This is a genomic window from Domibacillus enclensis (assembly GCF_900156125.1).
Lineage (GTDB): Bacteria > Bacillota > Bacilli > Bacillales > Domibacillaceae > Domibacillus > Domibacillus enclensis.
In genome coordinates this window covers 40,617-67,154 of the sequence record NZ_FTLX01000002.1, presented here as the reverse complement: position 1 = coordinate 67,154, position 26,538 = coordinate 40,617, and the positions used below count along the sequence as shown (strand labels likewise).

30 protein-coding genes are annotated in these 26,538 nt (G+C 46.7%); 1 reads left to right on the top strand and 29 read right to left on the bottom strand.

All coding sequences use genetic code 11. From position 1 onward, the window contains the following. Nucleotides 1-256: 256 nt before the first annotated feature. Nucleotides 257-691 (top strand): VanZ family protein, encoded by a 435-nt coding sequence (locus BW952_RS04320; protein WP_052698518.1) that lies wholly within the window; start codon nt 257-259, stop codon nt 689-691. 21 nt (nt 692-712) lie between these two features. Here the strand turns inward: BW952_RS04320 and spoIID are convergent, their stop codons facing one another. The 29 genes from spoIID to rho all read right to left on the bottom strand — a co-directional run bounded on the left by spoIID (nt 713) and on the right by rho (nt 26,334). Next, nucleotides 713-1,621, bottom strand: a complete 909-nt coding sequence (spoIID, locus tag BW952_RS04315; RefSeq protein WP_082084661.1) for a stage II sporulation protein D — start codon at nt 1,619-1,621, stop codon at nt 713-715. Between the two features lie 166 nt (nt 1,622-1,787). Next, entirely contained in the window at nt 1,788-3,077 is a 1,290-nt protein-coding gene (gene murA, locus BW952_RS04310; RefSeq protein WP_045852002.1) for a UDP-N-acetylglucosamine 1-carboxyvinyltransferase, read from the bottom strand. Between the two features lie 308 nt (nt 3,078-3,385). Then, nucleotides 3,386-3,619, bottom strand: coding sequence for a DUF1146 family protein (locus BW952_RS04305; protein WP_045852003.1), 234 nt, complete (start codon nt 3,617-3,619; stop codon nt 3,386-3,388). 144 nt (nt 3,620-3,763) lie between these two features. Continuing rightward, nucleotides 3,764-4,171, bottom strand: a complete 408-nt coding sequence (locus BW952_RS04300; RefSeq protein WP_045852004.1) for a F0F1 ATP synthase subunit epsilon — start codon at nt 4,169-4,171, stop codon at nt 3,764-3,766. 23 nt (nt 4,172-4,194) lie between these two features. Continuing rightward, a complete protein-coding gene (gene atpD, locus BW952_RS04295; protein ID WP_045852005.1) occupies nt 4,195-5,598 on the bottom strand; it encodes a F0F1 ATP synthase subunit beta in 1,404 nt (467 codons plus the stop codon). Nucleotides 5,599-5,665: 67 nt separating this feature from the next. Next, nucleotides 5,666-6,529 (bottom strand): F0F1 ATP synthase subunit gamma, encoded by an 864-nt coding sequence (locus BW952_RS04290; RefSeq protein ID WP_045852006.1) that lies wholly within the window; start codon nt 6,527-6,529, stop codon nt 5,666-5,668. Between the two features lie 80 nt (nt 6,530-6,609). Beyond that, nucleotides 6,610-8,118: a F0F1 ATP synthase subunit alpha gene (gene atpA / locus BW952_RS04285; protein WP_045852007.1), complete on the bottom strand. Its 1,509-nt coding sequence runs from the start codon at nt 8,116-8,118 to the stop codon at nt 6,610-6,612. A gap of 47 nt (nt 8,119-8,165) precedes the next feature. Next, nucleotides 8,166-8,708: a F0F1 ATP synthase subunit delta gene (locus tag BW952_RS04280; RefSeq protein WP_045852008.1), complete on the bottom strand. Its 543-nt coding sequence runs from the start codon at nt 8,706-8,708 to the stop codon at nt 8,166-8,168. After that, a complete protein-coding gene (atpF, locus tag BW952_RS04275) occupies nt 8,705-9,223 on the bottom strand; it encodes a F0F1 ATP synthase subunit B (protein ID WP_045852009.1) in 519 nt (172 codons plus the stop codon). The genes BW952_RS04280 and atpF overlap by 4 nt, the downstream gene beginning before the upstream one ends. A 255-nt stretch (nt 9,224-9,478) precedes the next feature. Continuing rightward, a complete protein-coding gene (gene atpE / locus BW952_RS04270) occupies nt 9,479-9,691 on the bottom strand; it encodes a F0F1 ATP synthase subunit C (RefSeq protein ID WP_045852010.1) in 213 nt (70 codons plus the stop codon). Between the two features lie 77 nt (nt 9,692-9,768). Then, nucleotides 9,769-10,491 carry a F0F1 ATP synthase subunit A gene (gene atpB / locus BW952_RS04265; RefSeq protein ID WP_045852011.1) on the bottom strand — a complete coding sequence of 241 codons (723 nt, stop codon included), beginning with the start codon at nt 10,489-10,491 and terminating at the stop codon, nt 9,769-9,771. A 1-nt stretch (nt 10,492) separates the two neighbouring features. Continuing rightward, nucleotides 10,493-10,885, bottom strand: coding sequence for an ATP synthase subunit I (locus tag BW952_RS04260; RefSeq protein ID WP_045852012.1), 393 nt, complete (start codon nt 10,883-10,885; stop codon nt 10,493-10,495). A 6-nt stretch (nt 10,886-10,891) separates the two neighbouring features. Further along, complete coding sequence (locus tag BW952_RS04255) at nt 10,892-11,116, bottom strand: AtpZ/AtpI family protein (RefSeq protein ID WP_045852013.1); 225 nt, start codon at nt 11,114-11,116, stop codon at nt 10,892-10,894. Nucleotides 11,117-11,372: 256 nt separating this feature from the next. Next, nucleotides 11,373-12,521: a non-hydrolyzing UDP-N-acetylglucosamine 2-epimerase gene (gene wecB, locus BW952_RS04250; RefSeq protein WP_045852014.1), complete on the bottom strand. Its 1,149-nt coding sequence runs from the start codon at nt 12,519-12,521 to the stop codon at nt 11,373-11,375. 19 nt (nt 12,522-12,540) lie between these two features. Beyond that, nucleotides 12,541-13,170 carry a uracil phosphoribosyltransferase gene (gene upp, locus BW952_RS04245; protein WP_045852015.1) on the bottom strand — a complete coding sequence of 210 codons (630 nt, stop codon included), beginning with the start codon at nt 13,168-13,170 and terminating at the stop codon, nt 12,541-12,543. Nucleotides 13,171-13,478: 308 nt separating this feature from the next. After that, on the bottom strand, nt 13,479-14,720 hold the full coding sequence (gene glyA, locus BW952_RS04235; RefSeq protein WP_045852017.1) for a serine hydroxymethyltransferase: 1,242 nt from the start codon (nt 14,718-14,720) through the stop codon (nt 13,479-13,481). A 162-nt stretch (nt 14,721-14,882) separates the two neighbouring features. Beyond that, nucleotides 14,883-15,461: a TIGR01440 family protein gene (locus BW952_RS04230; protein ID WP_045852018.1), complete on the bottom strand. Its 579-nt coding sequence runs from the start codon at nt 15,459-15,461 to the stop codon at nt 14,883-14,885. Further along, entirely contained in the window at nt 15,461-15,910 is a 450-nt protein-coding gene (rpiB, locus tag BW952_RS04225) for a ribose 5-phosphate isomerase B (RefSeq protein ID WP_045852019.1), read from the bottom strand. The genes BW952_RS04230 and rpiB overlap by 1 nt, the downstream gene beginning before the upstream one ends. A 54-nt stretch (nt 15,911-15,964) precedes the next feature. Beyond that, nucleotides 15,965-17,254 (bottom strand): methyl-accepting chemotaxis protein, encoded by a 1,290-nt coding sequence (locus BW952_RS04220; protein ID WP_045852020.1) that lies wholly within the window; start codon nt 17,252-17,254, stop codon nt 15,965-15,967. Further along, nucleotides 17,251-17,673 (bottom strand): low molecular weight protein arginine phosphatase, encoded by a 423-nt coding sequence (locus tag BW952_RS04215; RefSeq protein WP_045852021.1) that lies wholly within the window; start codon nt 17,671-17,673, stop codon nt 17,251-17,253. Before BW952_RS04215 ends, BW952_RS04220 begins: the two co-directional genes overlap by 4 nt. 84 nt (nt 17,674-17,757) lie before the next feature. Continuing rightward, nucleotides 17,758-18,279, bottom strand: a complete 522-nt coding sequence (locus BW952_RS04210; protein WP_045852022.1) for a manganese efflux pump MntP — start codon at nt 18,277-18,279, stop codon at nt 17,758-17,760. Nucleotides 18,280-18,411: 132 nt separating this feature from the next. Further along, the gene (locus tag BW952_RS04205; RefSeq protein WP_045852023.1) at nt 18,412-19,455 is read right to left on the bottom strand and encodes an L-threonylcarbamoyladenylate synthase; all 1,044 of its coding nucleotides are present in this window, start codon (nt 19,453-19,455) and stop codon (nt 18,412-18,414) included. 173 nt (nt 19,456-19,628) lie between these two features. Then, a complete protein-coding gene (locus BW952_RS04200) occupies nt 19,629-20,165 on the bottom strand; it encodes a stage II sporulation protein R (protein WP_052698520.1) in 537 nt (178 codons plus the stop codon). A gap of 45 nt (nt 20,166-20,210) precedes the next feature. After that, nucleotides 20,211-21,056, bottom strand: a complete 846-nt coding sequence (prmC, locus tag BW952_RS04195; RefSeq protein ID WP_045852024.1) for a peptide chain release factor N(5)-glutamine methyltransferase — start codon at nt 21,054-21,056, stop codon at nt 20,211-20,213. 3 nt (nt 21,057-21,059) lie between these two features. Continuing rightward, nucleotides 21,060-22,130: a peptide chain release factor 1 gene (prfA, locus tag BW952_RS04190; protein WP_045852025.1), complete on the bottom strand. Its 1,071-nt coding sequence runs from the start codon at nt 22,128-22,130 to the stop codon at nt 21,060-21,062. A gap of 362 nt (nt 22,131-22,492) precedes the next feature. Next, on the bottom strand, nt 22,493-23,893 hold the full coding sequence (gene xylE, locus BW952_RS04185; RefSeq protein WP_045852552.1) for a D-xylose transporter XylE: 1,401 nt from the start codon (nt 23,891-23,893) through the stop codon (nt 22,493-22,495). Between the two features lie 203 nt (nt 23,894-24,096). Then, the gene (locus BW952_RS04180; RefSeq protein WP_045852553.1) at nt 24,097-24,669 is read right to left on the bottom strand and encodes a thymidine kinase; all 573 of its coding nucleotides are present in this window, start codon (nt 24,667-24,669) and stop codon (nt 24,097-24,099) included. A 74-nt stretch (nt 24,670-24,743) separates the two neighbouring features. Next, the gene (gene rpmE / locus BW952_RS04175; RefSeq protein ID WP_045852554.1) at nt 24,744-24,956 is read right to left on the bottom strand and encodes a 50S ribosomal protein L31; all 213 of its coding nucleotides are present in this window, start codon (nt 24,954-24,956) and stop codon (nt 24,744-24,746) included. Between the two features lie 94 nt (nt 24,957-25,050). Next, nucleotides 25,051-26,334 carry a transcription termination factor Rho gene (rho, locus tag BW952_RS04170; RefSeq protein WP_045852555.1) on the bottom strand — a complete coding sequence of 428 codons (1,284 nt, stop codon included), beginning with the start codon at nt 26,332-26,334 and terminating at the stop codon, nt 25,051-25,053. Nucleotides 26,335-26,538: the final 204 nt, after the last annotated feature.

Sequence of the window (26,538 nt, the reverse complement as noted above, 5' to 3'; positions counted from 1 at the left end):
TCAATAAAATGGCACAAGCTAAATAAATTGCAGGCAAAGCCCGCCGACGCGTTAAAAAGTCTTTCAGTTTTGGGGGGAGTTGTTTTTTGCCGCCCTCTTTCATGGTCATCACCTCGTCATCCATTTTCGACGGAGGAATGGGATTTTATACATATGTCCCTTAAAATTCCTGAAATCGTAAAAAAAACGCCACAAACAAGGCTGTTCACATGAAAAGGAGGTGGTAAAATCAAAGAGGATGTGGAGGTGTGGAAGATTGAAAAAAGGAATTCGATTGTTTGTTATGGCACTGCCCGTTTTTTATATGATAGCCATTTGGATTATGTCGGGCCTTCCGCACGATACCATTATGGATTTACCGAATAACTCTCTTGATTTACTTATTAAAGAATCTCTTCATTTGGTTGAATTCGCTATTTTATATGGACTCATTGCTGCAGCTTTTTTAGCAAATGGCCGCCTGACGCCTGTGGTCAGTTTTGCGGCAGCCGTTTTCGCTTCTTTTTACGGGCTGGCGGATGAAATTCATCAGGCGTTTGTGCCATACCGCTCAGCCACGCTTATTGATGCCATTAAAGATGTAACGGGTGTGGCGATTGCTTTTCTCGCCGTCAAATATATGTATTTTGAACGCAAGTCAAAAATCGGCCGCTGGATGGCCGGCTTTAGTGAATGGGCACGCCCGCAGTAAATGCGGACGTGTTTTTTTCATTTAACGAGTTAAAAAAACAGAGGCTTCCTCCAAACTGGCACCTGGATAATAATACGCTGTAATCTCCTCGTATGTTTTCCCTTCTTTTGCCATTCCGTTTGCTCCATACTGGCTCATCCCCACACCGTGGCCGTACCCCTTTGTTTTCACGACAACTTCTGTCCCGTCCGCAATCATTTGAAAATCAGCAGAAGGCAGGTCGAGCAATTCACGAACTTCCCTTCCTGTGAATGATTTGCCTTCAATGGTGATAGAGGCGATTCGGCCTCCTGCTGTCCGTTGCGTTACGTCTCCAATCACACCTGAATCAGGAAGCGACACACCGAGCTTTTCTTCTGCCTCCTGCTTTGGCAGCTCTACTTCTTGCTCGAAGTTCGGCGCCTCTTTATCCCATGGGCTGGCGACGCTGATTAAGTAAGGCTCTGCAGACTGCCAGTAGTCTTCCGAATTTTCCGTCTGCCCGTTTCCTGACGAGAAAAAAGCAGCAGTGATCGGCTCATTGTTGTATACCAATATCTTTCCTTCTGTTTCCCGTGCAGCTTCTTCTATTTTACCTTTATTTTCCTCATACTCTGATCCCCACATGTTTTTTTGATCCTGTTCATCCTTGTATACCTGGTCATCCACGGTGTCCGTTACATCGTTTCCCTTTAATGTTTGCGTTAAAATAAACGTGCGCGCTGCCACTGCCTGCGCTTTTAAGGCTTCTTTCTCAAAGGAAGCCGGCATTTCCGCCGCAACGACACCGGCTACATACGATTCAAGCGGGACGGATTCCGTTTTTTGTGTGTCTGTCCGCACGACATCTACTGTAGGCTCCTGCTCTGCCGGAGGTGTGTTTGTTTCAGACAGCCAGATGCCGGTTGCTGGAACAGCGATTGCCGCAATCATAATAAACAACAGGGTCATAACCGGTTTTTTCAACAAAGTTCCCTCCTTGCCGTATAAAAAGGGATATGCTCGACTATACTGTTTATGACAAAAGAAAAAAGCCGGCACCTGTTTTCGCACACAAAAAAACCGCCTGTACAAACAGACGGTTTTTCAAGAAAAATAATGATAGGTAGGAATGAATTCAGCTTTTCACCGCGACTGGCGTGTCTGCTGTTTCCGATACACGTTCAATATCTGCACCAAGTGCGGCAAGCTTGCCGTGGAAATTCACGTATCCGCGATCAAGATGCTTTAGTTCTGTTACACGTGTGTAGCCATCTGCTACGAGTCCAGCCAGGATCAATGCGGCAGCTGCACGTAAATCCGTTGCGGCAACTTCAGCTCCCTGCAAATCAGATGGACCATCAATAATGACCGAACGGCCTTCAATCTTTGCATTGGCATTCATGCGGCGGAACTCTTCCACGTGCATAAAGCGGTTTTCAAAAACGGTTTCCGTAATGACGCCTGTTCCTTCCGCTTTCAGCATCAATGCCATCATTTGTGATTGCATATCTGTCGGGAAGCCAGGGTGCGGCATTGTTTTAATATCGACCGATTTCATTTTTTCAGGACCGATGACACGAATGCCATTGTCCTCTTCAATAATTTCCACGCCCATTTCACGCATTTTTGCGATCAATGACGACATGTGCTCGGCAACAGCACCTTCTACTAGGACGTTTCCGCCTGTAATCGCGGCAGCAGTCATAAATGTGCCAGCTTCAATACGATCAGGAATAATTGCGTGGTCCGCACCGGTTAATACGTCAACACCTTCAATACGAATCGTTTCTGTACCAGCTCCGATTACTTTGCCACCCATTTTGTTGATAAGGTTCGCAAGGTCAACGATTTCCGGTTCTTTTGCTGCGTTTTCAAGGATGGTTGTACCTTCTGCTAAAGCAGCAGCGGTCATAATGTTTTCCGTAGCGCCGACGCTCGGGAAATCCAGATAAATTTTTGCTCCTTTTAATCGTCCATCTGTTTCGGCTTCGATAAAGCCGTTTTCCACACGGACATGAGCGCCCATCGCTTCAAATCCTTTTAAATGCTGGTCAATCGGACGTGAACCGATTGCGCATCCGCCGGGAAGTGCGACACGGGCTTTTCCATTTCGCGCCAAAAGTGCACCCATGACTAAAACAGAGGCACGCATTTTGCGAACGTATTCAAATGGAGCTTCAATTAGAAGATCTTTCGTTGCATCAACTGTTACTGTGTTGTTTTCAAATGTCACTTCACAATTTAAGTGGCGCAATACTTCATTAATTGTATATACATCGGATAAAGTTGGTACGTCACGAATGACACACTTTCCTTCTCCTGCAAGCATGGTCGCTGCAATCACTGGCAGCACCGAATTTTTTGCTCCTTCAACTTTGACGGTACCATTCAATTGGTGACCGCCGCGGACGATAATTTTGTCCAAACTGTTCCCCTCCGCGTCCTTTTCTATTATACATATTCAAATCAGTGGACTGACGTGCCAGCCCTTTCCAATGTCTTTTCGTCACTTCGACAAAACTTCTTAAAGTTTACCATCCTGATCGCAAATTTCTCAAGTGAAATTTAGCACAAATTGTAGAGACTTTGTGAAATTATTCAAAAAACCATCCTTTTTTTGTTTTCCCGTCTAACACGGCGGCAAACCCAAAATGCATGTTTTTTCACAAAATGTCTCCATTCAATTTAAATGATTTTACCAGAAAAGGCAAGTACGTCAGTGCACAAGTCCAATTAAAACAGTAAAGGAAGCTGGCGAGCCCATTGCAAATAGTTCAAAAAGAAGCTGCTGACGGCCGATCCGATCGCAATGGAAAGCAATAAATAAAGCATTCGGGCACGGGCTACCTGGTTTTTGCGAAAGAGCTGATCGAGCCGGAGCGACTGAAGCGACCAAAACGACAGGCCAATACAAAACAGGCTGAGAACCATGCTAATAAGCGCTTCTTGTCCGAAAGATTCAATCATGATCATCCTACTCCTTATTCCTTGTTCACGTTCGATTCTTTTTGCTTTTATTTAATCAGGAGACCGCTTATTTTAAAAGAGTGTCTCGTTCCTGATTAGCAAAAAAAAAGCTGCCCGATCGTCAGGCGATGGGCAGCGTCTTTTTTATAGTTTGCCTTCGTATACATTGACGCGGTTAACCGCGCGTTTCAATGCCAGTTCGGCACGTTTAAAATCAACATGATCCTGCTTGCTCTGCAGCAGCTGCTCCGCACGAAGCTGAGCTTCCTTTGCACGGGCAATGTCGATGCTTTCCGCTTTTTCAGCAGCTTGCGCTAATATCGTTACCTGATCCGGACGAACTTCGAGAAAGCCGCCGCTGATCGCGACCAATTCGGATTGCTTGCCGCCTGTAACTAACCGGACTGCGCCGATTTGCAAGGGAGCGACCATCGGGACGTGGCCGGCCATGATGCCGAGCTCGCCGCTTTGTGCTTTTGCACTAACGAGTTCTACGTTCGTATCCACGACCGGACCGTCAGGAGTGACGATATTGACGTTAAATGTCTTCATAGCTAAACCTCCTGGTCCCTATATTAGGCGTTCGCACCCATTTCTTGTGCTTTTGCCACCACTTCTTCAATGCCGCCGACCAAACGGAATGCATCTTCAGGAAGAGTGTCGTGCTTGCCGTCCAGGATTTCGCGGAATCCGCGTACTGTATCCTGTACTTGTACGTATGATCCTTTTTGTCCTGTAAACTGCTCCGCCACGTGGAAGTTTTGAGAAAGGAAGAACTGAATGCGGCGTGCGCGTGATACCGTCAATTTATCTTCCTCTGACAATTCATCCATACCGAGGATCGCGATGATATCCTGCAATTCTCTGTAGCGCTGCAACGTCTGCTGTACAGAACGTGCGACATTGTAATGCTCTTCGCCAACGATTTCCGGTGACAGGGCACGGGATGTTGAAGCGAGTGGATCTACTGCAGGGTAAATACCCATCTCTGAAAGCTTACGCTCAAGGTTCGTCGTTGCATCCAAGTGAGCGAATGTTGTCGCAGGTGCCGGATCCGTGTAATCATCGGCTGGGACATAAATCGCCTGAATAGAGGTAACGGAACCGACGTTCGTTGATGTAATACGCTCTTGAAGCTGACCCATTTCTGTTGCCAATGTTGGCTGGTAGCCTACCGCAGATGGAAGGCGTCCAAGAAGGGCTGATACTTCAGAACCCGCTTGCGTGAAACGGAAGATGTTATCGATAAAGAACAAAACGTCTTGTCCCTGGTCGTCACGGAAATATTCAGCCATTGTCAGGCCAGTCAGGGCAACACGCATACGTGCACCAGGAGGCTCATTCATTTGGCCGAATACCATCGCTGTTTTAGCAATAACGCCTGAATCGCTCATCTCGTGGAAAAGGTCATTTCCTTCACGAGTACGCTCACCAACACCAGCGAATACCGAAATACCGCCATGCTCTTGTGCGATGTTATTGATCAATTCCTGGATTAAAACTGTTTTCCCTACACCGGCGCCACCGAAAAGACCGATCTTACCGCCTTTAATGTATGGTGCAAGAAGATCAACAACTTTGATCCCTGTTTCCAAAATTTCAACTTCTGTTGAAAGCTGGTCGAACGTTGGTGCAGAACGGTGAATCGCATCAAGACGAATTCCTGACTCAATTGGCTTTTCATCAATTGGCTCACCAAGTACATTAAATACACGGCCAAGCGTAATATCTCCAACTGGTACTGAAATGGCGCTGCCTGTGTCAATTACTTCCTGGTTACGCTGAAGACCGTCTGTTGATGCCATCGCAATCGCACGGACAGAGTCATCGCCAAGGTGTGTAGCGACTTCTAATGTCAGTTCTGTCGCAGTTGAGCCGATCTGAACTTTTAAAGCGTTATAAATCGAAGGAAGCTGACCGTTTTCAAACTTAACGTCAACGACCGGACCCATAACCTGAAGAACGCGTCCTTTGTTCATCTTTTTCCCTCCTGTTTTGGTTCATTGCTTATTAGTTATTCATACGGGACAAATCCCGCCTGATTTATTACGATTCGAGTGCGGCTGCTCCGCCGACAATTTCCGTGATTTCCTGGGTAATTGCCGCCTGGCGTGCACGGTTGTATTGAAGTGTTAGTGAACGGATCAGCTCTTTGGCATTGTCGGTTGCATTTTGCATAGCCGTCATACGTGCCGCGTGCTCACTCGCTTTTCCATCTAGAAGAGCGCCGTAAATTAAGCTTTCTGCATATTGAGGAAGCAAAACTTCAAGAATCTCTTCTGCAGATGGTTCAAATTCGTATGAAGAAAGACTTCCGCCTGTTGATTCAATATCCGTCAACGGCAATACTTTCTTCATTGTTACGTCCTGCTGAATCGCATTGACGAAATGGCTGTAGTACATGAAAAGCTCATCATACGCGCCTTCTGAGAAAAGATCGACCGTCTTGCGGACGATTTCTTTTACATCAGCAAACGACGGCTGATCCGGCAGACCTGTTACGCTGTCGATAGCTTCGATTCCCCGCATGCGGAAGAAGTCGCGGCCAACACGCCCAACGGCGATGACAACGTATTCGTCTTTAGACGTATGACGCTCTTGAATTTGTTTGTAAACAGAACGTAAAATGCTGCTGTTATAGGCTCCCGCCAAACCGCGGTCCGATGTAATTACAAGGTACCCGGTTTTTTTAACGGGGCGGGAGACTAGCATCGGATGTGTTACATCTTTGCTGCCGAGGGCGATTGACGCAACAACTTCCTGAATCTTATCCATATAAGGAACAAATGACTTCGCATTTGATTCCGCACGGCTCAATTTAGAAGCGGATACCATTTGCATGGCTTTCGTAATCTGACTCGTCTTTTTGGTCGATGTAATACGTGTTTGTATATCGCGTAACGATGCCACTTTCTCTCACCACCCTTTTTTGTGTTTGATGACGCAGACAGGGCGGACGTCCGGTAGACGATACCGCCCTTATGCTGCTCTTATTCGGATTTCACGAACGATTTTTTAAACTCGCTGATCGCTGCTTTTAGTTCATCGTCAGACGGAAGTTCTTTCGTTGTGCGAATATGATCGTACACATTTGTGTGGTTTTTATCGAGCCAGTGTAACAGTTCATCTTCGAAACGAGTGATATCTGAAACCGGAATCTCGTCAAGATGGCCGCGTGTTAATGCATAAAGAATAACCACCTGGCGCTCAACTTTAAGCGGCTTATTTAAATCCTGCTTCAATACTTCAACTGTACGGGCACCACGGTTTAGCTTTGATTGCGTAATCGCATCAAGATCTGAACCGAACTGTGCAAATGCTTCAAGCTCACGGTAAGCGGCAAGGTCAAGACGCAGTGTACCTGCAACCTTTTTCATCGCTTTAATTTGTGCGGAGCCACCAACACGTGATACAGAAAGACCCGCGTTGATCGCCGGACGTACGCCCGAGAAGAACAAGTCAGACTGCAAGAAGATTTGTCCGTCTGTAATCGAGATCACGTTCGTTGGAATGTAAGCTGAGATATCCCCCGCTTGTGTTTCAACGAATGGAAGTGCTGTAATCGAACCTGCACCAAGTGTATCGTTTAATTTCGCTGCACGCTCAAGAAGGCGTGAATGCAAGTAGAATACGTCACCAGGGTATGCTTCACGACCTGGAGGACGGCGAAGAAGAAGGGAAAGCTCACGGTAGGCTGCTGCTTGTTTCGAAAGATCATCATACACGATCAAAACGTGCTTGCCGTTGAACATAAATTCTTCAGCCATTGATACGCCTGTGTAAGGCGCAAGGAATAACATTGGTGCCGGTGAAGACGCGGACGCTGTAACAACGATTGTGTAGTCAAGCGCACCGTGCTTACGAAGTGTTTCCACCGCATTACGGACCGTTGATTCCTTCTGGCCAATCGCAACATAGATACAAACCATATCCTGATCACGCTGGTTCAAGATTGTATCGATCGCTACCGTCGTTTTACCTGTTTGACGGTCACCGATGATTAATTCACGCTGTCCACGGCCGATTGGCACGAGGGCATCAATCGCTTTAATCCCAGTTTGCAATGGCTCATGAACCGATTTACGGGCCATAACGCCTGTTGCCGGGCTTTCGATTGGACGTGTTTTTGTTGTGTTAATTGGACCAAGACCATCGACTGGCTGACCAAGTGAGTTTACAACGCGGCCAATTAGCTCATCGCCAACCGGCACTTCCATGATGCGGCCTGTGCGGCGCACTTCATCGCCTTCCTTGATGCCTGTGTAAGGACCAAGAATGATAATACCTACGTTGTTTTCTTCCAGGTTTTGAGCCATACCCATTACGCCATTAGAGAACTCAAGAAGCTCTCCTGCCATAACGTTGTCGAGGCCATGAGCACGTGCGATACCGTCCCCAACCTGGATGACAGTACCGACGTCGCTAACTGTAATATCGGACTGGAAGTTTTCAATTTGCTTTTTTATCAGCGCACTGATTTCTTCAGCTTTGATGCTCATGCATGTCACCCCTCAGTTTCTTCAAGAAGCTTTTGCTTCTGTCAATTTTATAAATTCGTCGTTAATTTTTTTTCAAGACGGTTTAATTTGCCGCGCAAAGTGCCGTCAAAAATGCGGTTGCCAATCCGGACTTTCAAGCCGCCCAGCAGATTCGGGTCCACAATGTTTTCAATGTTTAACGTCTGCTTGCCAACCTTGCGTGAAAACGCCTGGGAAACAGCTGTTTCCTCGATTGGAGAAAGCGGGCGAACCGAATACACGATGGCATCCGCTGTTCCACGCTCTTCATTTGCAAGCGTTATGTACTCGTCACATACCGCAGGGATTTCATTCGTGCGATGACGCTGAACGAGCAGCTTTAATGTGTTTACAACAGGCGCTGAAGCCTGGCCAAATGCAGAAACGATCATCGCCTGCTTTTGTTCAGCTGAAAGCTTTGGCGCTTCAAGAACCGTTAACAATTCTTTGCTTTCGCCAAACACCTGCTTGACCACACGCAATTCCTGTTCGATCTCTACTACTTGTTTTTGTTCTTTTGCCAGTTCGAAAAGCGCGATCGCGTAGCGTTTTGCCGCTCCGGATTTACTCATCGCTCTTCGCCTGCCTCTTTAATGTACTGATTAATCAGTGCTTCTTGATCGGCTGCTGAAAGATCTTTTTCAATTACTTTCGACGCGATCATGACAGATAGAGCTGCAACTTGCTCGCGCAATGAGTTCATTGCATTATCGCGCTCTTGCGCAATTTCAAGCTTCGCTGATTCTTTTAAACGTTCAGATTCTGCACGGGCAGCCGCGAGAATTTCTGTTTTTTGTTCTTCGCCAAGCTTCTTGGCGTTTTCAATCGTATTTTGTGCTTCAAGGCGGGCTGTTTTCACTTCCGCACGTGTTTGTTCTAATAGTTGATTCGCTTCGACACGGCTTTTTTCTGCCGCTTCGATTTCTGATGCAATATGCTCTTCACGCTGCGTCATGATGCCCATAAGCGGCGCCCATGCGAATTTCTTCAGCAATGCGAGCAAGATGATAAACATAAGCAATTGGAAGATGATGTCGCCGCCGTTAAAGCCAGCGCCAGCTCCAAGTACAAGTGCGTTTGTCGTCACGATCAGTTCACTCCCTTCAAGAGGTTCATGTCCTTTCCTTCATTAAATGAAGAAAAAAACATTTTATTAAACGGTTACGGTGATTTACACATAAAGGAATGGCGAAGGCTCGCATAAGAATGTGATCTTCGCCATAGGGCTCACAGGAATTAAGTTACAAAGGCATCGCAACAGGACGTTGCGTTCTTAGCCTTTGTTCCTTTTTCCTGAAGCGTTTATTGTCTAGCTCAGACGGCCAGGCCGTCTGCGCACTTATTATTGTCCTTGTACCATGAACGCGATTACTACGGCGATGATAGGAATCGCCTCTACTAGTGCTACCCCGATGAACATTGTTGTTTGTAGCATTCCACGTGCTTCTGGCTGACGAGCCATACCTTCGACTGTTTTCGATACGATCAGACCGTTACCTACGCCGGCACCTACGGCCGCTAAACCAATTGCAATTGCTGCTGCTAAAAGACCCATGTTAATTTTTCCTCCTTATTTTTGAAAACATGATTTACGAAAAATGCGTTTGTCCAGTGGCTGAACAGGTAATTATATTAATGGTCATGGCTCACTTTATGTGAGATATAAACCATCGTTAACATAACAAAGATGAATGCCTGAATGGCACCAACGAAAACAGAGAAGCCCATCCATGCAAGCGTCGGAATAACCGCTGCTAAATGTCCGCCAACGCCTGTGGCAAGTGATCCTGCAAGTAGTGTAAGCAGAATTTCACCGGCAAAAATGTTACCATAAAGCCGGAGGCCGAGTGTAAGCGTGTTGGCAAATTCTTCAATGATTTTCAGTGGGAACATAAACCACATCGGGCGGAAGAAATCTTTTCCGTATTCGGAAAAACCTTTCATGCGGATCGCATAATAATGAGACAAGCCCACTACCATAACGGCCAGCGTGAGTGTGACAACCGGGTCGGCTGTCGGTGATTTCCACCATAAATAATCGTTATAAACAATCGCGAACGGAAGTCCGAGCATATTGGATACGAAAATGTACATAATCAGTGTGATTCCAAGTACATGGAATCGCCCGCCTGTCTTCCAGTCCATATTGCTTTTAACAATCCCTTTGACAAAGTCCATGACCCATTCAAAGAAGTTCTGCATTCCTGTTGGTTTTAGTGCCAGCTTGCGCGTGGCAAGAACCGCGATCAGAAATACAATGACACTGGCTACTGTAATCATCAGCATGTTTGCCAGGTTGAACGTCAATGTGACCCCAAACAAATGAAGGTCATATAATGGAGACTTATGATCCAAATTATTTCACCTCTTTCCCGTTCGTGCGTTTTATAAAATGTTGGATTCCAAAATCTATCATAATCACTGCATAAGCAGTCATTAATCCAATAACAGTGGCGACCAAATGAAACTGGTCCGGGTTTTGAATGGCGATCATGGCAGCGAGGGCCGCAGAGCCCATTCGCAGAATTGTGCCAAGAGACGGAATTTTCCGTCCATCTTCCACCGCTTTGCTGAAACGGTCGATTCTTCTGCCAATGATCCAGTGATTGTAAAGACTCAGTGCAGTCCCAAGAAATAAGCCTGCAAAAATGTCTTGTGCAGATGTGAACCCCCAGCCGAGTACAAAAATGGCCAGCAGGTAAATCAAATATGTTCGCTGTCGTTTAATGGATTGCTGGAGTTCGGGCATAGAGTGCTAGTCTCCTGAATTGAAATGTTGAATTGTCCGCAGCATGGCGTAAATTCCTGCCGAGAGTCCGCCCAGCAGTCCGATGATTAAAAAAAGAGGCACTGTTTGAAAATAGCTGTCAAGCGTCAGACCTGCAAAAATACCGGCAATCATCGAGCCGGCGAGCTGGGCAAGCACAGCACTGTAAAGCGCCATCGCCCTAAAAGGTCGGTTTTCCTGATTCCGGTTCATCACACACCTCAATCGTATGCTTGAAAACATAAATAAACAGCGGCAAAAAAACGGTTACACTATGTATAAAAACCTATTCTCTTTACCCTTTGTTAGCATACAATAGCCCTTTTTCAATGTCAATGTGTTGTGAACGAAAACCTCAGTAGCTGACATGGATATTTCACAAAATGCTCATACTTTTTTCATTTTTCCCGAACATTTATTTCATATACAAAGAAGACCGTCCGCTATTTCGGACGGTCTTCTTCTATTATTACTTTACCTCAAAGCGCTCTGGTGCATCAGAGGCCGCTTTGAAATGGTATCGGATCGCATCGCAAATGCGCCGGGATGCTTCACCGTCTCCATATGGATTAGAGGCTTTAGACATTTTTTCATACGCAGCGTCATCTGTTAAAAGCTCAGACGCCAGCGAATAAATCGTTTCCTCGTCGGTACCCGCAAGCTTCAGCGTCCCGGCGTCAATGCCTTCCGGGCGCTCTGTTGTGTCGCGCAGCACAAGCACTGGCACGCCAAGAGAAGGCGCTTCTTCCTGTACACCGCCAGAATCGGTTAAAATAATGTGCGCACGCTCCGCAAAGTTATGGAAGTCGATGACGTCAAGCGGTTCAATTAAGTGAATGCGCGGATCGTTGCCTAAAATAGAGTCAGCTGTTTCACGCACTACCGGATTAAGGTGAACTGGATAAACGACTTGAATAGCTTCATGATCTTCCACTAACCGTTTGATCGCCCGGAACATATTTTTCATCGGTTCACCAAGGTTCTCACGCCGGTGTGCAGTCATCAGCACAAGACGGTCTTCTCCAAGCTTCTCCAGCACATCATGTGTATACTCTTCCTTCACCGTCGTTTTCAGTGCATCAATCGCCGTGTTGCCTGTGACGAAAATCGAGTCGGCTTTTTTGTTTTCATTCAGCAAATTTTGCTCAGACTGCTCTGTCGGCGAGAAATGAAGATCCGCCATAACGCCTGTTAGCTGGCGGTTCATTTCTTCCGGAAACGGCGAGTATTTATTCCACGTACGCAGACCCGCTTCCACGTGGCCAACCGCAATCTGATTGTAAAATGCCGCAAGTCCGGCAACAAACGTTGTCGTTGTGTCACCGTGAACTAAAACGATATCCGGCTTGACTTCCTTCATGACCCGGTCAAGACCTTCAAGTCCTCGCGTCGTGACGTCAATTAACGTTTGACGGTCTTTCATAATATTCAAGTCATAATCTGGTGTAATATCGAAAATGTTCAGCACCTGGTCAAGCATTTGGCGGTGCTGGGCTGTTACGGTTACGATGGCTTCAAATTCTTCCGGCCGTTTTTTTAATTCCAAAACGAGCGGGGCCATTTTGATCGCTTCCGGCCGCGTGCCGAAAATCGTCATTACTTTAATCGGGCGATCCATTCTCTCCACCTGCTTTTCTTTATTTTGTGCCAAACAAACGGTCACCGGCGTCGCCGAGACCAGGAACGATGTAGCCTTTTTCATTCAGCTTTTCATCTAAAGATGCGATGTAAATGTCGACATCCGGATGCGCTTCTTTCAATAAATCCACGCCTTCCGGTGCAGCAATCAGACACATAAATTTAATACTTTTCGCGCCGCGCTTTTTCAGCGAGTTAATCGCTTCAATGGCCGAACCGCCTGTTGCAAGCATTGGGTCAACGACGATGAAATCGCGATCCTCTACATCTGTTGGCAGCTTCACATAATATTCCACCGGCTGCAGTGTTTCAGGGTCGCGGTATAAGCCGACGTGGCCGACTTTAGCGGCAGGAATCAGCTTCAGTACGCCATCGACCATGCCGATACCTGCACGCAAAATTGGGACAATCCCTAATTTTTTACCTGCTAAAACTTTTGCTTTCGCGTCACAAACCGGTGTCTGCACCGTTACTTCCTCCAGCGGCAAATCGCGTGTAATTTCAAATGCCATCAATGTGGCTACTTCATCTGTTAAATCACGGAAATCTTTTGTTCCCGTGTTTTTGTCACGGATCATTGTCAGCTTATGCTGAATAAGCGGATGATCAAAAACATACACTTTTCCCATCAAGTTCACTCCTCATTATACGGACATGCAAAGTCAATCCTATTTTACTTGAAAAGCAAGCGGCGGGCAACAAACTGAAAAATCCGACATTCTTATTCTGCTGCGAATGAAAGCAGCCTCAAGTATGGCGCAATTATAAAAAATACGGCGCAATTCGCATGGAATTGCGCCGTATTTCCGGGAAATGCGCTGTAAACTCGGGAAATCGCGCCGTAATCTCTGTAATTGCGCGCTAATCCGTATAATTGCGCCGTATCCGTATCTGCGCAAAACAAAAACTGCCGGCTCATGCAGCCGGCAGTTTTTCCTTACGCTTCCTGGTAAAGCGCGTATTTAGCTGTTAATGAAAGAACACGGTCTGCTGATTCCTTTAAAACCGCTTCGTCATCGTGGTTTTTCAATGTTTTGGCGATGATTGACGCTACTTCATCCATTGCGTCAAGATCGAATCCGCGTGACGTAACCGCCGCCGTCCCGATGCGAACACCGCTTGTGACAAACGGGCTTTCCGGATCGTATGGAATCGTGTTTTTGTTTACTGTGATGCCGACTTCATCCAACACCGCTTCCGCTACTTTGCCTGTTAAACCAAGTGAACGTAAGTCTACTAGCAGCAGGTGATTGTCTGTGCCGCCTGATACGATGTCAATGCCTTCTTTTACTAAGCCTTCAGCGAGACGGCTTGCATTGTCAATGACGTTTTGAGCGTATACTTTAAAGTCATCCTGAAGTGCTTCTTTAAAAGCAACCGCTTTTGCTGCAATGACGTGCATAAGCGGGCCGCCCTGAATACCAGGGAAAATGGATTTATCAAATTTCTTTCCATACTCTTCTGTTGACAAGATCATGCCGCCGCGAGGACCGCGAAGCGTTTTATGCGTTGTCGTTGTCACAAAGTGAGCGTAAGGAACCGGGTTCTGGTGAAGGCCTGCAGCCACAAGTCCAGCAATGTGAGCCATGTCTACCATCAAATACGCACCGACTTCATCCGCAATCTCACGGAATTTTGCAAAGTCAATGGCACGCGGGTAGGCACTTGCACCGGCAACGATTAGCTTCGGCTTGTGCTCAAGCGCTTTTTGGCGAACATCTTCATAATCGATAAGCTGCTCGTCTTTTGTCACGCCGTATTCAACAAAGTTATACTGCACACCGCTGAAATTAACCGGGCTTCCGTGTGTTAAGTGGCCGCCGTGAGATAAATTCATGCCAAGCACCGTATCGCCTGTTTCTAAAACAGCAAAGTAAACACCCATGTTTGCCTGTGCACCTGAATGCGGCTGAACGTTTACGTATTCTGCACCGAAAAGCTCTTTTGCACGATCGCGCGCTAAATCTTCTACAACGTCCACGTGCTCACAGCCGCCGTAGTAGCGCTTGCCCGGATAGCCTTCTGCATACTTATTCGTTAAAACCGAACCTTGTGCTTCCATTACCGCTTCCGATACGAAGTTTTCTGATGCAATCAGCTCAATTTTCGTCTGCTGGCGCTTCAGTTCATCTTCAATTGCTGCAAATACAGCCGGGTCTTGCGCTTGAATTTTACTCATCGTTGTTCCCCTTCCCAATCTATAAAATAATATGTGCGAATGGTCGTTAAAAAATCCTCTTTCATAATAACATGTTTTCCGAATCTTTCAACTGTCTTTTTTGCTTTTTTCCGTACTTTCTTTTAAAAAAAGATGTTTTTCACCAAAAAACAGGCTATTTTCTTAACATTCCGTTCCGTTCAAATCGCTTACATTCGTTTTTTCGTATACAGCACGCGGACCCCCGATTAATTTCGGACGGGTCCGGGCCATCGTTACATGCGCAGCGCCAACGGAATGGCCTAACACGCGTACGGGAACCGCTACGTGCTTTAAGTGCATGCCGATCAACGTGTCGCCAATATCAATGCCGCCATCTGCCTGGACAAATTCAACGAGCATACAGTCCTTTTGACCGAATGCATAAGCTGCCATTGCACCGCCCGCTTTTCGGACCGGCACCGCTGCAACTTCTTCATAGCCAAGCTTTTCTGCTACATCTCGTTCTACGACAACGGCTCTGTTTAAATGCTCACAGCACTGAAACGCGAGGTGCACGCCTGTTTTTTCCGAAAAGGATTGAAGCACCTCATAAAGAGCAGCAGCTGTTTCTTCTGTTCCTGCCGTGCCAATGCGGTCTCCGGCAACTTCAGAAGTGGAACAGCCTACGACAAACAATTGGTTTTGTTTAAATTGTGCCTGATCCTGAAGCTCCGACAGCAATGCGCCCAATTCTTGTTTGTACGTTTCGAGTGTGTTCATCACTGCCCGCTCTTTTCTTCATATTCTGCAATTTTACCGATCCGCGTCGCATGGCGTCCTGCCTGAAAATCCGTCGTCAGCCATGTTTGGGCGATTTCCCGTGCCAGGCCAGCGCCAATGACGCGTTCGCCCATTGAAATGATGTTGGTATCGTTATGCTGCCTTGTCAGCTTTGCGCTGTACACATCGTGGACGAGCGCGCACCGAATGCCTTTGACTTTGTTTGCCGCAATCGACATGCCAATTCCTGTTCCGCAGATTAAAATGCCCCGGTCAAATTCCCCTGCTGCCACTTTTTCCGCTACCGGAAGAGCATAGTCCGGGTAATCGACGGAATCTGCACATTCACAGCCAAAATCCTCGTACTCTATACCGAGTTCTTCCATTAATGATTTAATTTCTTCCCGAATATTGATGCCGCCGTGATCTGACGCGATGGCCACTTTCATATAGAGCGCTCCCCTCGACTGTTTTCTTTTATTTTCTCATATTTCACGCAAAAACTACAATTTGAAACGGGTGATCACAGACTTTAACGCTTCCGCCTGCTCTTGCAGCGTTTGGCTGATGCCACCGATTTCATGGATGACATTGGATTGCGTGTGAGCCGCATGTGTGACTTCATTCGCCCCAGCTGACGTTTCCTCCGCAATAGCCGCTACTTCCTGTGATTGGCGTGTGGTTTGTTCAATTTTGCTCATTTGGCCATCAACAAGGCGGGAAATCTCTTCAACCTCTGCCGCCATATTCATGATTTTGCTGCTGATTTGGCCAACCGCTTCTTGAGCGGAGGCTCCTTTTTTCACACCTTCTTCGGCCGCCTCTGCTTGATCCGTAATCTTCCGGACAACATGATCCACTTCAACCTGGATCTGCTTCACAAGCCCGGAAATGCTTTGCACGGCAGATGCACTTTCGTCCGCCAGCTTCCGGACTTCTTCTGCTACAACCGCAAAGCCTTTGCCGTGCTCGCCTGCGCGCGCCGCTTCAATTGACGCATTCAATGCCAGCAAGTTGGTCTGCGCTGCAATATCACCGACCAGACCAATCACATTGCCGACCTTTCGCGCATTTTCTTCCAAAGACCGGACCGCTTCAAGCGACTCCTCATTATCCGCGGCAAGAGAATCCATTCCTGAAATAAGGGACTGGAAAGCCTGCCGGCTGATCTCTAATTCCTGCACCATTCCCTCTGCTTGATGAGCGGATTCTGTTGCTTTTGCTTGAACTGTTCCAGCGATGCCGGCGACATCCTCCATCGCTTCTGCTGTTGCCTGAACCGCATGCGCTGAGCTTTCCGCGCCGCCGGCGATTTCTTCTGCCGTCTGCGCCATGCCGCTTGCCTGCTGCGCTGCTTGTCCACTAATATCAGCAATATGGCTGACACTTTCGTTTGTCACCGCAAAGTTGCTTTCAATGCTTTGCACCATCGTCCGCAGGTTCGTCATCATATCGTTAAAGGCAAGACCAAGCGCGCGGATTTCATCATCGCTTTTCGGCAGCTCGACTTCCTGGTCGATTCGGCCATCAGCTGCCGCACGGGCTGCTGATTCAAGACGGACGATGGGCTTCACAAAATAAGCAGCTGCAAAGTACGCCAGAATACCCGACCATAAAATGCCCATTGCCAGAGTCGCAATCGTAAACATTGTTTCATTCATGTGAGAAAAATAAGCGGGGTATAAATAATACATAAAAACAGCACTGAACGTGTATGTGACAACTGCAAGCAGAGTCACAAGCAAAATCATTTTTTTCCGAATACTGAATGAATATGTCTTCGTCTCTCTCATTCTTTGTTCTCCCTTTTAAGCCAGTCGCTTATGTAATAGTCCAACTCTTCAAATGCCTTGCGATAATCTGCATCCGTCCCGCCGAATGGGTCCGCTACATCGCCGTCTGCTTCTTTCAGCAGTCTGACCTTGTCTTGAAATTGCGGAAAATGGATATCAATTAACTGTTTGTGAGAGGCTGTCATGGTCAGTACAGCGTCTGCCCATTGAAGCAGCTCCTCCGTCACTTGAGAAGAATGGTGTTCATGTGTAATGCCTTTTTCATCTAAAACAGCGGCTGTTCCTTTTGAAGCAGGCTCACCGGGGTTTGCGTACAAGCCTGCTGATCGAATGTGCCAGTCCGGCTTTCTCGTGCGCAATATCGCTTCAGCCATCGGGCTTCTGCACGTATTTCCAGTACAAACAAACAAAATGTTCATAACAACCACCTTTGCATCCGTTTTCTTTCATTATAAAGGAATAAATAACAGGAAAATAGTCCTTTTCACGGGAAAAGGACTTTATCATGCCAATAACCATTTTATCCCCATAACCAGCAAAAGAATGCCGCCCGCCGCTTCGCCTGCCTTCCCTACCGCACCGCTCATTTTGCTGCTGAGGATCAGGCCGCCCATGGTCATCATGCCTGCGCACAGGCCAAAGCTAATGACGGATGCCTGCTTGTCCAGCCCCAGCACCCCGAGCGACAAACCGGTTGAAAAGCTGTCCATGCTGACGCCAAAGGAAAACAGCAAAATCCCAATACCCATTGGCTTTTGTTTTTCTTCGTCTTTGAAAAAAGCGAGAATCATTTGCAGGCCTGTCAACAAAAGCACAATGCCGCCAGCTGAGAAAAGCCAGTCCCCAAATACATGAAAAAGCTCGCTGCCGATTGTCATGCTTATAAACGGAAGCAGGATGTGCATGAGTCCCACCGCAGCACTTAACTTTAATTTATCCACAAGACCAATCCGCCTCATGCCAACAGCCAGCGCCGCTCCGAAAGCATCCGCTGACAGAGCAAGCGATAAAATGAGAATGTCCATGCTTATGGATACGTTCCATCTTCTCAAATTATGAGAAAAAGAAGCAAAGAAAGCCGAACGATTGAATCGTCCGGCTTTTTCTTGTATGCAAAACTATCTGTCCCAAGCTTTTTCACGCTGTTGTAAAGCTGATTAGCTTGTAATCCATTTATGCCCGGCTGCTTTTTCGAGACGGTTCATAATCGCTTCTCCAAGTCCGTCTTTCGAAAATGTTTCCGCTATAATGACATCGACCTGCGAATCGTTAAAGGAGCGGATCGCTGTGTAAAGCTTTCTGGCGACAGACTCGAGATCGCTGCGCTGGCCGCAGGTGATAATAGCGTCTGCATGGTACTGCTCAGCCGTTTCTTCTGTCGCGAGCACGCCTACCTTTTTTCCTTCTGCCTGCCATTCTTCTACTTTTGCTTGAAGAGCAGCGGGCTTTCCTTCCATTAAATAAAGAGGTGCTTCAGGAGCGTAATGTGTGTATTTCATGCCCGGTGATTTCGGCGCTTTTTCTTCTTTTTTCAATACAGCATCGGTGGACGCTTGTCCTACAATGGATACAATGTTTTCCTGCGTAATACCGCCCGGACGCAGGATCACTGGGTAGGGTCCTGTGCAGTCAACGACCGTTGATTCGAGACCGACACCTGTTTCGCCGGCATCCACGACACCAGCAATCCGCCCATTCAAGTCTTCGAGGACGTGGGCAGCTGTTGTGGGACTCGGCTTTCCTGACCGATTGGCACTTGGCGCAGCGACCGGCACGCCCGCTTCTTTAATAAGAGCCAGCGCCGCAGGATGATTCGGCATCCGAATGGCAACGGTTTGAAGACCAGCTGTGACTCGATCTGATAATACGTCTTCCTTTTTCGGCACAACGACTGTTAAGGGCCCCGGCCAAAAAGCGTCCATTAATTGATAAGCATATGCTGGAATCGAGTGTGCCAACTCGTCAAGGTCCCGGTTATCTGCAATGTGGACAATGAGTGGATTGTCGGACGGACGTCCTTTTGCTTGAAAGATTTTTTCCACAGCTTTGTCCATTTTCACCTGTCCACCCAGTCCGTATACTGTTTCAGTTGGGAAGGCGACCACTTCTCCCTGCTGCAGAAGTGAGGCAGCTTCTTGTATCTGTGGATAATGTTTATTAGTTATACCGAACTTATCCACAATCCAATGCTTCGTTTTCATCATCGTCACCCTTGCTTTTAAATTTACAAAATCTTAATATAATCAATCATTTTTATACATAAATCGACTTTTCACTTTTTATATCACCAAAGTTATGCACATAATGTGTATAACCAATATCATTTTGTGCATAACTCTGTGGACGAATGTGGATATTAGTTGATTATTTTCAGTTAATTCTGCCATTCCCCCCACAATTCGACAACCGCCCATTTATATTCCGGCTTTTTCTCATCCTTTTCGAACTGTTCTTCCGGAAAACAAAACGATGGGTACAGCAAACACCACCAGTTATCCCCATCCCCGTCCCCAATCGTCATGACGAGTGTTTCGTATTCATTCGGCGGATACAAATAACGACCGTATTGTTTAACCGGAAATGCCTCCGTGCCAAACAGAACGTGCACGTTTTCCCCTGCCGTTTCAGAGGCTATTTTCTTCAAAGCAGGAATATTTTCTTTAATCAGCAGGCGCGCTTCTTCAATGGATCCGGCAGAAGAAGCCCATTCGTTTATTTGACCAGCAACCGCTTGATGCACGCGTTCTTTTTTATTTTGTTCAGCGCGGCTGTTATCGTGCGCGATCACCCGAATGCGAATGGCTTCCTCCGGTATTCCACCCGCTTCCGGATTTTCCGGTGCAAAGTATAGCATAAAAGCAGCAGCTGCTGAAAGTGTATATACATATAAAATAAGTACCATTGTTTTCATCGGTCCATCCCTCCCAGCAATCAGTATCGCCGGGAAGCTGCTGCTTTAAACATACAAAAATACCATTCTATCTTTTCCGTTAATATCGTCTATCACTTCTGTTTTTCCGTCTGGAAAGGCTGCCTGGAAAAGCGCCGCAACGGCTTTTGTCTGCCCGGCACCGGTCTCCACTCCAGCGATCCCGCCTTTTTTCAGCACAAATGGAAGCTGCGCAGCCATTTCCCGGTAAAGATCCAGTCCATCCTGTCCACCAAAAAGAGCCAAATGCGGTTCGTAATCCACAACAACTGTGGATAATGTTTGTTTTTCGTTTAACGGGATGTACGGTGGATTGGACAACAGCATATCAACCATCAGCCCTTTTTCGATGAGCGGCTTTAGCAAATCCCCATGCAAAAACATAACATCTGCATGAAGAGACTGGGCATTTTGAGCCGCTGTCGCCAGTGCCGCCTCAGATACGTCAATGGCATACACCGATGCATCCGGGCGCTCCGCTTTCATCGTGACCGCGATGGCTCCGCTTCCTGTCCCAATATCCGCGATAACCGGATTCGGGATTCTTTTTCCTTTTTCAAGCGCGTGATAGACAAGCTCTTCCGTTTCCGGGCGGGGGATGAGGACGTCACGATTCACGATAAAGGTACGGCCGTAAAACTCCTCCGTGCCAATTAAATGCTGAACAGGCACTCCATGGGCATGACGATGAATCATTTCTTGAAAAGCAGCTTCCTGTTCGCCGCTGAGTACATCATGCAGTCTCGCCAGCATCGAAGCCCTGTTCACCTGCAGAACATGCTTCATCACCAGCTCGCCGGCATTGGCATCGCGCCCGTTGTCCGTTAAATAAGAAGAAGCCCATTTGAGGGCCTCGTATATTTTTTGTGTCACGTATTAATCCTCCAAATTTTCAAGCCGGCTTGATTGATCTTCTACAATCAGCGCGTCAATCACTTCGCCCACTTTGCCTTCAAGAATCTGGTCCAGCTTTTGAATCGTCAAGCCAATGCGATGATCCGTCACCCGGTTTTGCGGGAAATTATACGTTCGAATGCGTTCAGACCGGTCGCCGGTCCCGACCGCTGATTTACGGACAGCGTCATACTCAGCCTGCGCTTCTTTTTGAAATTTATCGTAAATGCGTGCACGAAGCACCTTCATCGCTTTTTCTTTGTTTTTAATCTGTGACTTTTCATCCTGGCAGGACACAACAATGCCCGTCGGAACATGCGTCAGACGCACAGCAGACATGGTCGTGTTCACAGATTGCCCGCCCGGTCCGCTCGATGTGAACGTGTCCACGCGGATATCCTTATCATGGATGTCGATCTCGACTTCTTCTGTTTCCGGCAAAACCGCAACCGTGGCCGTTGATGTATGAATTCGTCCGCCTGATTCTGTTTCCGGCACCCGCTGTACACGGTGAGCCCCATTTTCATATTTCAGCTTGGAATATGCACCCCGCCCGTTGATCATGAAAATAATCTCTTTATAGCCGCCAACCCCGGTCGTACTGGCTTCGATCACATCGATTTTCCAGTTGTTCGCTTCTGCATACCGGGAGTACATACGGTACAAGTCACCAGCAAAAAGAGCCGCTTCATCACCGCCGGCCGCTCCCCGGATTTCCATAATAACGTTTTTATCGTCATTCGGGTCTTTCGGGATCAATAAAATTTTCAAGCGCGCTTCCTGGTCCGCCAGTGTTTGCTCCAGCTCACTTAGCTCTTCCTTTACCATATCACGCATGTCTGCATCCAGTTTTTCCTCGAGCATCGCTTTCGCGTCCGCATACTGTTCTTTTGCTTCTTTATATTCACGGTATACCTCAACCGTCTCTTGAATATCAGACTGTTCCTTTGAATAATCACGGAGCTTGGCCGGATCGTTGACGATATCCGGATCACTTAATAATTCATTGAGCTTGTCATAGCGGTCTTCCACCGCCTGTAATCGATCAAACATGCCGGTCACCTCTGATTTTTTGTTTATAATATTTCATTATAGTCTATCCGCTATGCTCGAGACAATGACGTCAAGAACGTTTATTGCTTTCGGACGTTTCGCTCCTTCTTTCTCCAGAAGGAAAAAGGGTGAAACAAAAGATTTTTAATAAAAAAGAATATGTCCATGAAAACCAGGTGACCATTTCTCTTTTTAAAGGCTACTGTGCTTGCGCAAGCATAGTCTGGGCGGCTTCTGCAGGACTACGCGTTCGGAGGGGCGGGCGGTGAGGAAAAGCAAATTGTAAAACCTAAAAAGAGAATCGTTCTTATGAGAAATAAAAAGAAGTCGAACGATCATTCGTTCGACTTCTTTGTTGATTCTTATTTAAAAGCAGCTTTTTCCCACACACTTTCCATTTGCTCAAGCGTCTTTCCTTTCGTCTCAGGAACGAGCTTCCAAACGAAGATCGCGGAAAGAACGCTCATTACACCATAAAACCCATATGTCATGCCACCGCTGAATTCCATCATCATCGGATATGTGGACGAGATGAAGTAGTTGGCTGCCCATTGTGCCGCTACGGCGACGGCTACTGCCTGACCACGAATCTTATTCGGGAAGATTTCCGAGATGAGCACCCAGCAAATAGGTCCCCATGACATCATAAATGACGCGGTGTATATGATGATAAACACGAGCGTACTAATCCCAATGACATTCGAAAAGGCCAGCCCGGATACACCAAACATCCCGATGGCCATCCCAATTGAACCCACAATTAGAAGTGGCTTTCTCCCCCACTTATCCACCGTCATGATGGCCAAAACTGTAAAGATAACGTTTACCAATCCCATTACGATGGTTTGAAGCATGGACGCATCTTTGGCAGCACCCATGCTTTCAAAAATACGCGGAGCATAATATAGAGCCACATTAATGCCTACAAACTGCTGAAATACCGACAACAGCACACCAACTACTATGACAATCTTGCCATACGCAAACAGTTTCGTCGTTTTTCGCTGAGACGTAAGCGTTTTCTGAATATCTGCTAAAATATGATTGGCTTCTTTTTTGCCATTCACTTTTGTTAAGACTGTCAATGCTTTTTCGTGATCTTGCTTCATTGCCAGGTAACGCGGTGTTTCCGGTACGAAAAAAAGTAAAATACCGAATAATAACGCTGGAATCGCTTCTGAAGCAAACATATAACGCCAGCCGACATCATTGATCCATTCAATCGACTGTCCTCTTGAAATTCCCCAGTTAACAAAATACACAACCAGCATACCGAAAATAATCATAAACTGGTTAAAAGAAACAAGGCGTCCACGGATATCAGCAGGCACGATTTCACCTATGTACATGGGTACAACAGCTGAAGCCAATCCCACTCCAATCCCGCCAATAATACGGTAAACATTAAACGTCATTAACAACGCCAGCGTTGGTTCCCCTTTTGTAAAAAACAAAAATTCCGGATAAGCGGACCCAAGCGCTGAAATAAAAAACAAAGCAGCTGCGAAAATAAGAGAACGCTTACGGCCAAATGCAGCCGCAAAATAACCAGAAATGACGCCGCCAATAATACAGCCGATTAATGCACTCGAAATCGTTGCGCCATGAGCTAAAGCTCCCAAGCCGAGTGGTTCAACCAAGTAAGCTTGAATCGACTGGTCTGCACCCGATATAACAGCCGTATCGTAGCCGAACAACAGGCCCCCAATTGCCGCAACAATGGTAATAGCCCAAATGTAAAAAACATTACGCTCTTTCTTCATACAAGAAACTCCTTTCGATTTAAACGGCTAGATAATCTTTTTTTGATACCGTTTACAAATCACTACGTAAAAAGTGTATCAAACTTTAACTATGTTTGTCTATTAGATAAACTAAGTTTTTTGTTTTTTATGATGAAAGAAATATTTCAGCCAGCAGTATTCAAAAAAAGAAGAGTCGGCGAAACTCTTCTTTTTTATCCTTTTTATAAAGGCGGATGCTGATGGCATTTCCGGCACACCGGATAGTAGGCATCATTGCCGCCGATTTGAATTTGTTCCCCTGTGTAAACAGGCTTGCCCGCTTCATCAACACGCAGGTTCATTGTCGCTTTCCGTTCACAAAACCAGCAGATGGTTTTCATTTCTTCCACCTTGTCCGCATAAATGAGCATATACTGGCTTCCTTCGAACAGCTCGTTTTGAAAGTCATTTTTCAAGCCAAAGCCCATGACAGGAATGTTTAATTCGTCCACAATTTGAGCCAGTTGAAGGACATGCTCTTTTGATAAAAACTGCACCTCATCGATTAAAATACAAGACGGATGTGTCAGATCTTTTTTCACTTCTTCAAAGACATTCGTGTCAGCAAAGATGGGTCTTGCTGGTCTGCGCAGCCCGATCCGGCTGGATATGTAGCCGACTTCATCCCGCGTATCTAAGCCTGACGTAAACAGCAGCACACATTTGTTTTGTTCTTCATAATTATTGGCAACCTTCAAGATTTCAATCGACTTGCCGCTGTTCATTGCACCATATTTAAAGAAAAGCTGGGCCATCCCACTTGTCCCTCCATTTTTACATACAAAAAAACAGGCAAGCAGTTTTCACTTCTTGCCTGTTCCTTCTATCATTATCTTGCTTGATCTTTAATGCCGTATTTTTTGTTGAAGCGATCCACACGTCCGCCTGCGTCAGCAAATTTCTGACGGCCAGTATAGAATGGATGGCACTCAGAGCAAACCTCTACGCGAATTTCTTCTTTTACGGAACCAGTTTGAAACTCATTTCCGCATGCACATTTAACAAGTGCTGTTTTGTAGTTAGGATGAATTCCTGATTGCATGTCTTTTCTCTCCTTCCGCCCTGAGTCATTCCGAAACAGAGTTAATGTCACACAACTTACATTATAACAGGCTGTTCGATAAAATGCAATTCTCTTACAGCATCTTTTTCGAAGCGCCGTTTTTCTTTGTTTCCGCTAAAAGCTGGGTAATAAATTCTTCGTTCGTTTTCGTTTGACGCAGACGGCGAAGCACTTTGTCCGCCAGATCCGGGGCATCCGACATTGTTTTCCGAATCGCCCAAACCATGTCGAGCTGCTCTTTGCCAATAAGAAGCTCTTCCTTCCGCGTACCGGAGCGGCGAATGTCGATCGCCGGGAATACGCGGCGTTCTGCGAGCGATCGGTCCAGGTGAAGCTCCATGTTGCCTGTGCCTTTAAATTCTTCGTAAATAACATCGTCCATGCGTGAGCCTGTATCCACCAAAGCCGTCGCCAGAATGGTTAAGCTGCCACCCTCTTCAATGTTACGGGCGGCTCCAAAAAAGCGCTTCGGCCGGTGAAAAGCAGCCGGATCAATCCCGCCGGAAAGCGTCCGTCCGCTCGGTGGAATGACAAGGTTGTATGCCCGCGCCAGACGCGTGATCGAATCCATCAAAATAATGACGTCGCGCTTGTGCTCCACAAGACGCATCGCGCGTTCGAGAACAAGCTCCGATACTTTAATGTGGTTTTCCGGCACCTCATCAAACGTGGAGCTGACAACCTCTGCCTGCACAGAGCGTTCAATGTCTGTTACTTCTTCCGGACGCTCATCTATAAGCAGGACAATAAGCTCGGCTTCCGGGTGATTGGCCGAGATCGAATTGGCAATTTCCTTGAGCAGCATCGTTTTCCCTGCTTTCGGGGGTGCAACAATTAAGCCACGCTGTCCAAATCCTACCGGCGAAACGAGATCCATGATTCGAGTGGATAAGTGGCGCGGCTCCAGCTCGAGTCCGATTTGACGGTCCGGATAAAGAGGCGTTAAGGCAGGGAAATGAACGCGTTCCTTTGCTGTTTCAGGATCGTCACCGTTTACCGCTTCTACATGCAGAAGCCCGTAATACCGTTCGTTTTCTTTTGGCGGACGAACTTTTCCGGATACTTTGTCCCCATTACGCAGGTCAAACCGGCGGATTTGGGAAGCTGAAATGTAAATGTCCTCGGAGCTGGCTGAATAGTTGATCGGGCGCAAAAATCCGAAGCCTTCTGACTGAATAATTTCCAGGACGCCTTCCATGAAAAAGAATCCCTGCTGTTCAGCACGTGCTTTTAAAATGGCAAAAATGAGTTCTTTTTTGGTGAGCTTGCTATAGTAGGAGATTTTATACGTTTTAGCCAGTTCATATAATTCTTTCAGTTTTAAGTTTTCCAGATAATTAATTGTTAATTCTTCCATTATAGGCACCACACTTTATTAAATTGATTGTTGGGAGGGAGGTTCTGAAGCATTTGGACAAGTGGATAATCAAATAAAACAGCGGAGAACCGGACCGGCTGCAACCGCTGCTTTTTTCATCATTATGGTTTGATGACAAAGTTAAGATTTTATAGTCTGTCTTGTTCATGCTGATCGCTTTTGAACCAGCAACGGTCTTGTCCA

Coding starts and splice junctions, on each gene's coding strand:
- spoIID (WP_082084661.1), bottom strand. CDS start 1,621: ATGACCCTGTTGTTTATTATGATTGCGGCAATCGCTGTTCCAGCAACC.
- BW952_RS04305 (WP_045852003.1), bottom strand. CDS start 3,619: ATGATTGAATCTTTCGGACAAGAAGCGCTTATTAGCATGGTTCTCAGC.
- BW952_RS04300 (WP_045852004.1), bottom strand. CDS start 4,171: ATGAAGACATTTAACGTCAATATCGTCACTCCTGACGGTCCGGTCGTG.
- atpD (WP_045852005.1), bottom strand. CDS start 5,598: ATGAACAAAGGACGCGTTCTTCAGGTTATGGGTCCGGTCGTTGACGTT.
- atpA (WP_045852007.1), bottom strand. CDS start 8,118: ATGAGCATCAAAGCTGAAGAAATCAGTGCGCTGATAAAAAAGCAAATT.
- BW952_RS04280 (WP_045852008.1), bottom strand. CDS start 8,708: ATGAGTAAATCCGGAGCGGCAAAACGCTACGCGATCGCGCTTTTCGAA.
- atpE (WP_045852010.1), bottom strand. CDS start 9,691: ATGGGTCTTTTAGCAGCAGCAATTGCAATTGGTTTAGCGGCCGTAGGT.
- BW952_RS04260 (WP_045852012.1), bottom strand. CDS start 10,885: ATGCCCGAACTCCAGCAATCCATTAAACGACAGCGAACATATTTGATT.
- BW952_RS04255 (WP_045852013.1), bottom strand. CDS start 11,116: ATGAACCGGAATCAGGAAAACCGACCTTTTAGGGCGATGGCGCTTTAC.
- wecB (WP_045852014.1), bottom strand. CDS start 12,521: ATGGATCGCCCGATTAAAGTAATGACGATTTTCGGCACGCGGCCGGAA.
- upp (WP_045852015.1), bottom strand. CDS start 13,170: ATGGGAAAAGTGTATGTTTTTGATCATCCGCTTATTCAGCATAAGCTG.
- glyA (WP_045852017.1), bottom strand. CDS start 14,720: ATGAGTAAAATTCAAGCGCAAGACCCGGCTGTATTTGCAGCAATTGAA.
- BW952_RS04230 (WP_045852018.1), bottom strand. CDS start 15,461: ATGAACACACTCGAAACGTACAAACAAGAATTGGGCGCATTGCTGTCG.
- rpiB (WP_045852019.1), bottom strand. CDS start 15,910: ATGAAAGTGGCCATCGCGTCAGATCACGGCGGCATCAATATTCGGGAA.
- BW952_RS04220 (WP_045852020.1), bottom strand. CDS start 17,254: ATGAGAGAGACGAAGACATATTCATTCAGTATTCGGAAAAAAATGATT.
- BW952_RS04215 (WP_045852021.1), bottom strand. CDS start 17,673: ATGAACATTTTGTTTGTTTGTACTGGAAATACGTGCAGAAGCCCGATG.
- BW952_RS04210 (WP_045852022.1), bottom strand. CDS start 18,279: ATGGACATTCTCATTTTATCGCTTGCTCTGTCAGCGGATGCTTTCGGA.
- BW952_RS04205 (WP_045852023.1), bottom strand. CDS start 19,455: ATGAAAACGAAGCATTGGATTGTGGATAAGTTCGGTATAACTAATAAA.
- BW952_RS04200 (WP_052698520.1), bottom strand. CDS start 20,165: ATGAAAACAATGGTACTTATTTTATATGTATATACACTTTCAGCAGCT.
- prfA (WP_045852025.1), bottom strand. CDS start 22,130: ATGTTTGATCGATTACAGGCGGTGGAAGACCGCTATGACAAGCTCAAT.
- xylE (WP_045852552.1), bottom strand. CDS start 23,893: ATGAAGAAAGAGCGTAATGTTTTTTACATTTGGGCTATTACCATTGTT.
- BW952_RS04180 (WP_045852553.1), bottom strand. CDS start 24,669: ATGGCCCAGCTTTTCTTTAAATATGGTGCAATGAACAGCGGCAAGTCG.
- rpmE (WP_045852554.1), bottom strand. CDS start 24,956: ATGCAATCAGGAATTCATCCTAACTACAAAACAGCACTTGTTAAATGT.
- rho (WP_045852555.1), bottom strand. CDS start 26,334: ATGGAAGAATTAACAATTAATTATCTGGAAAACTTAAAACTGAAAGAA.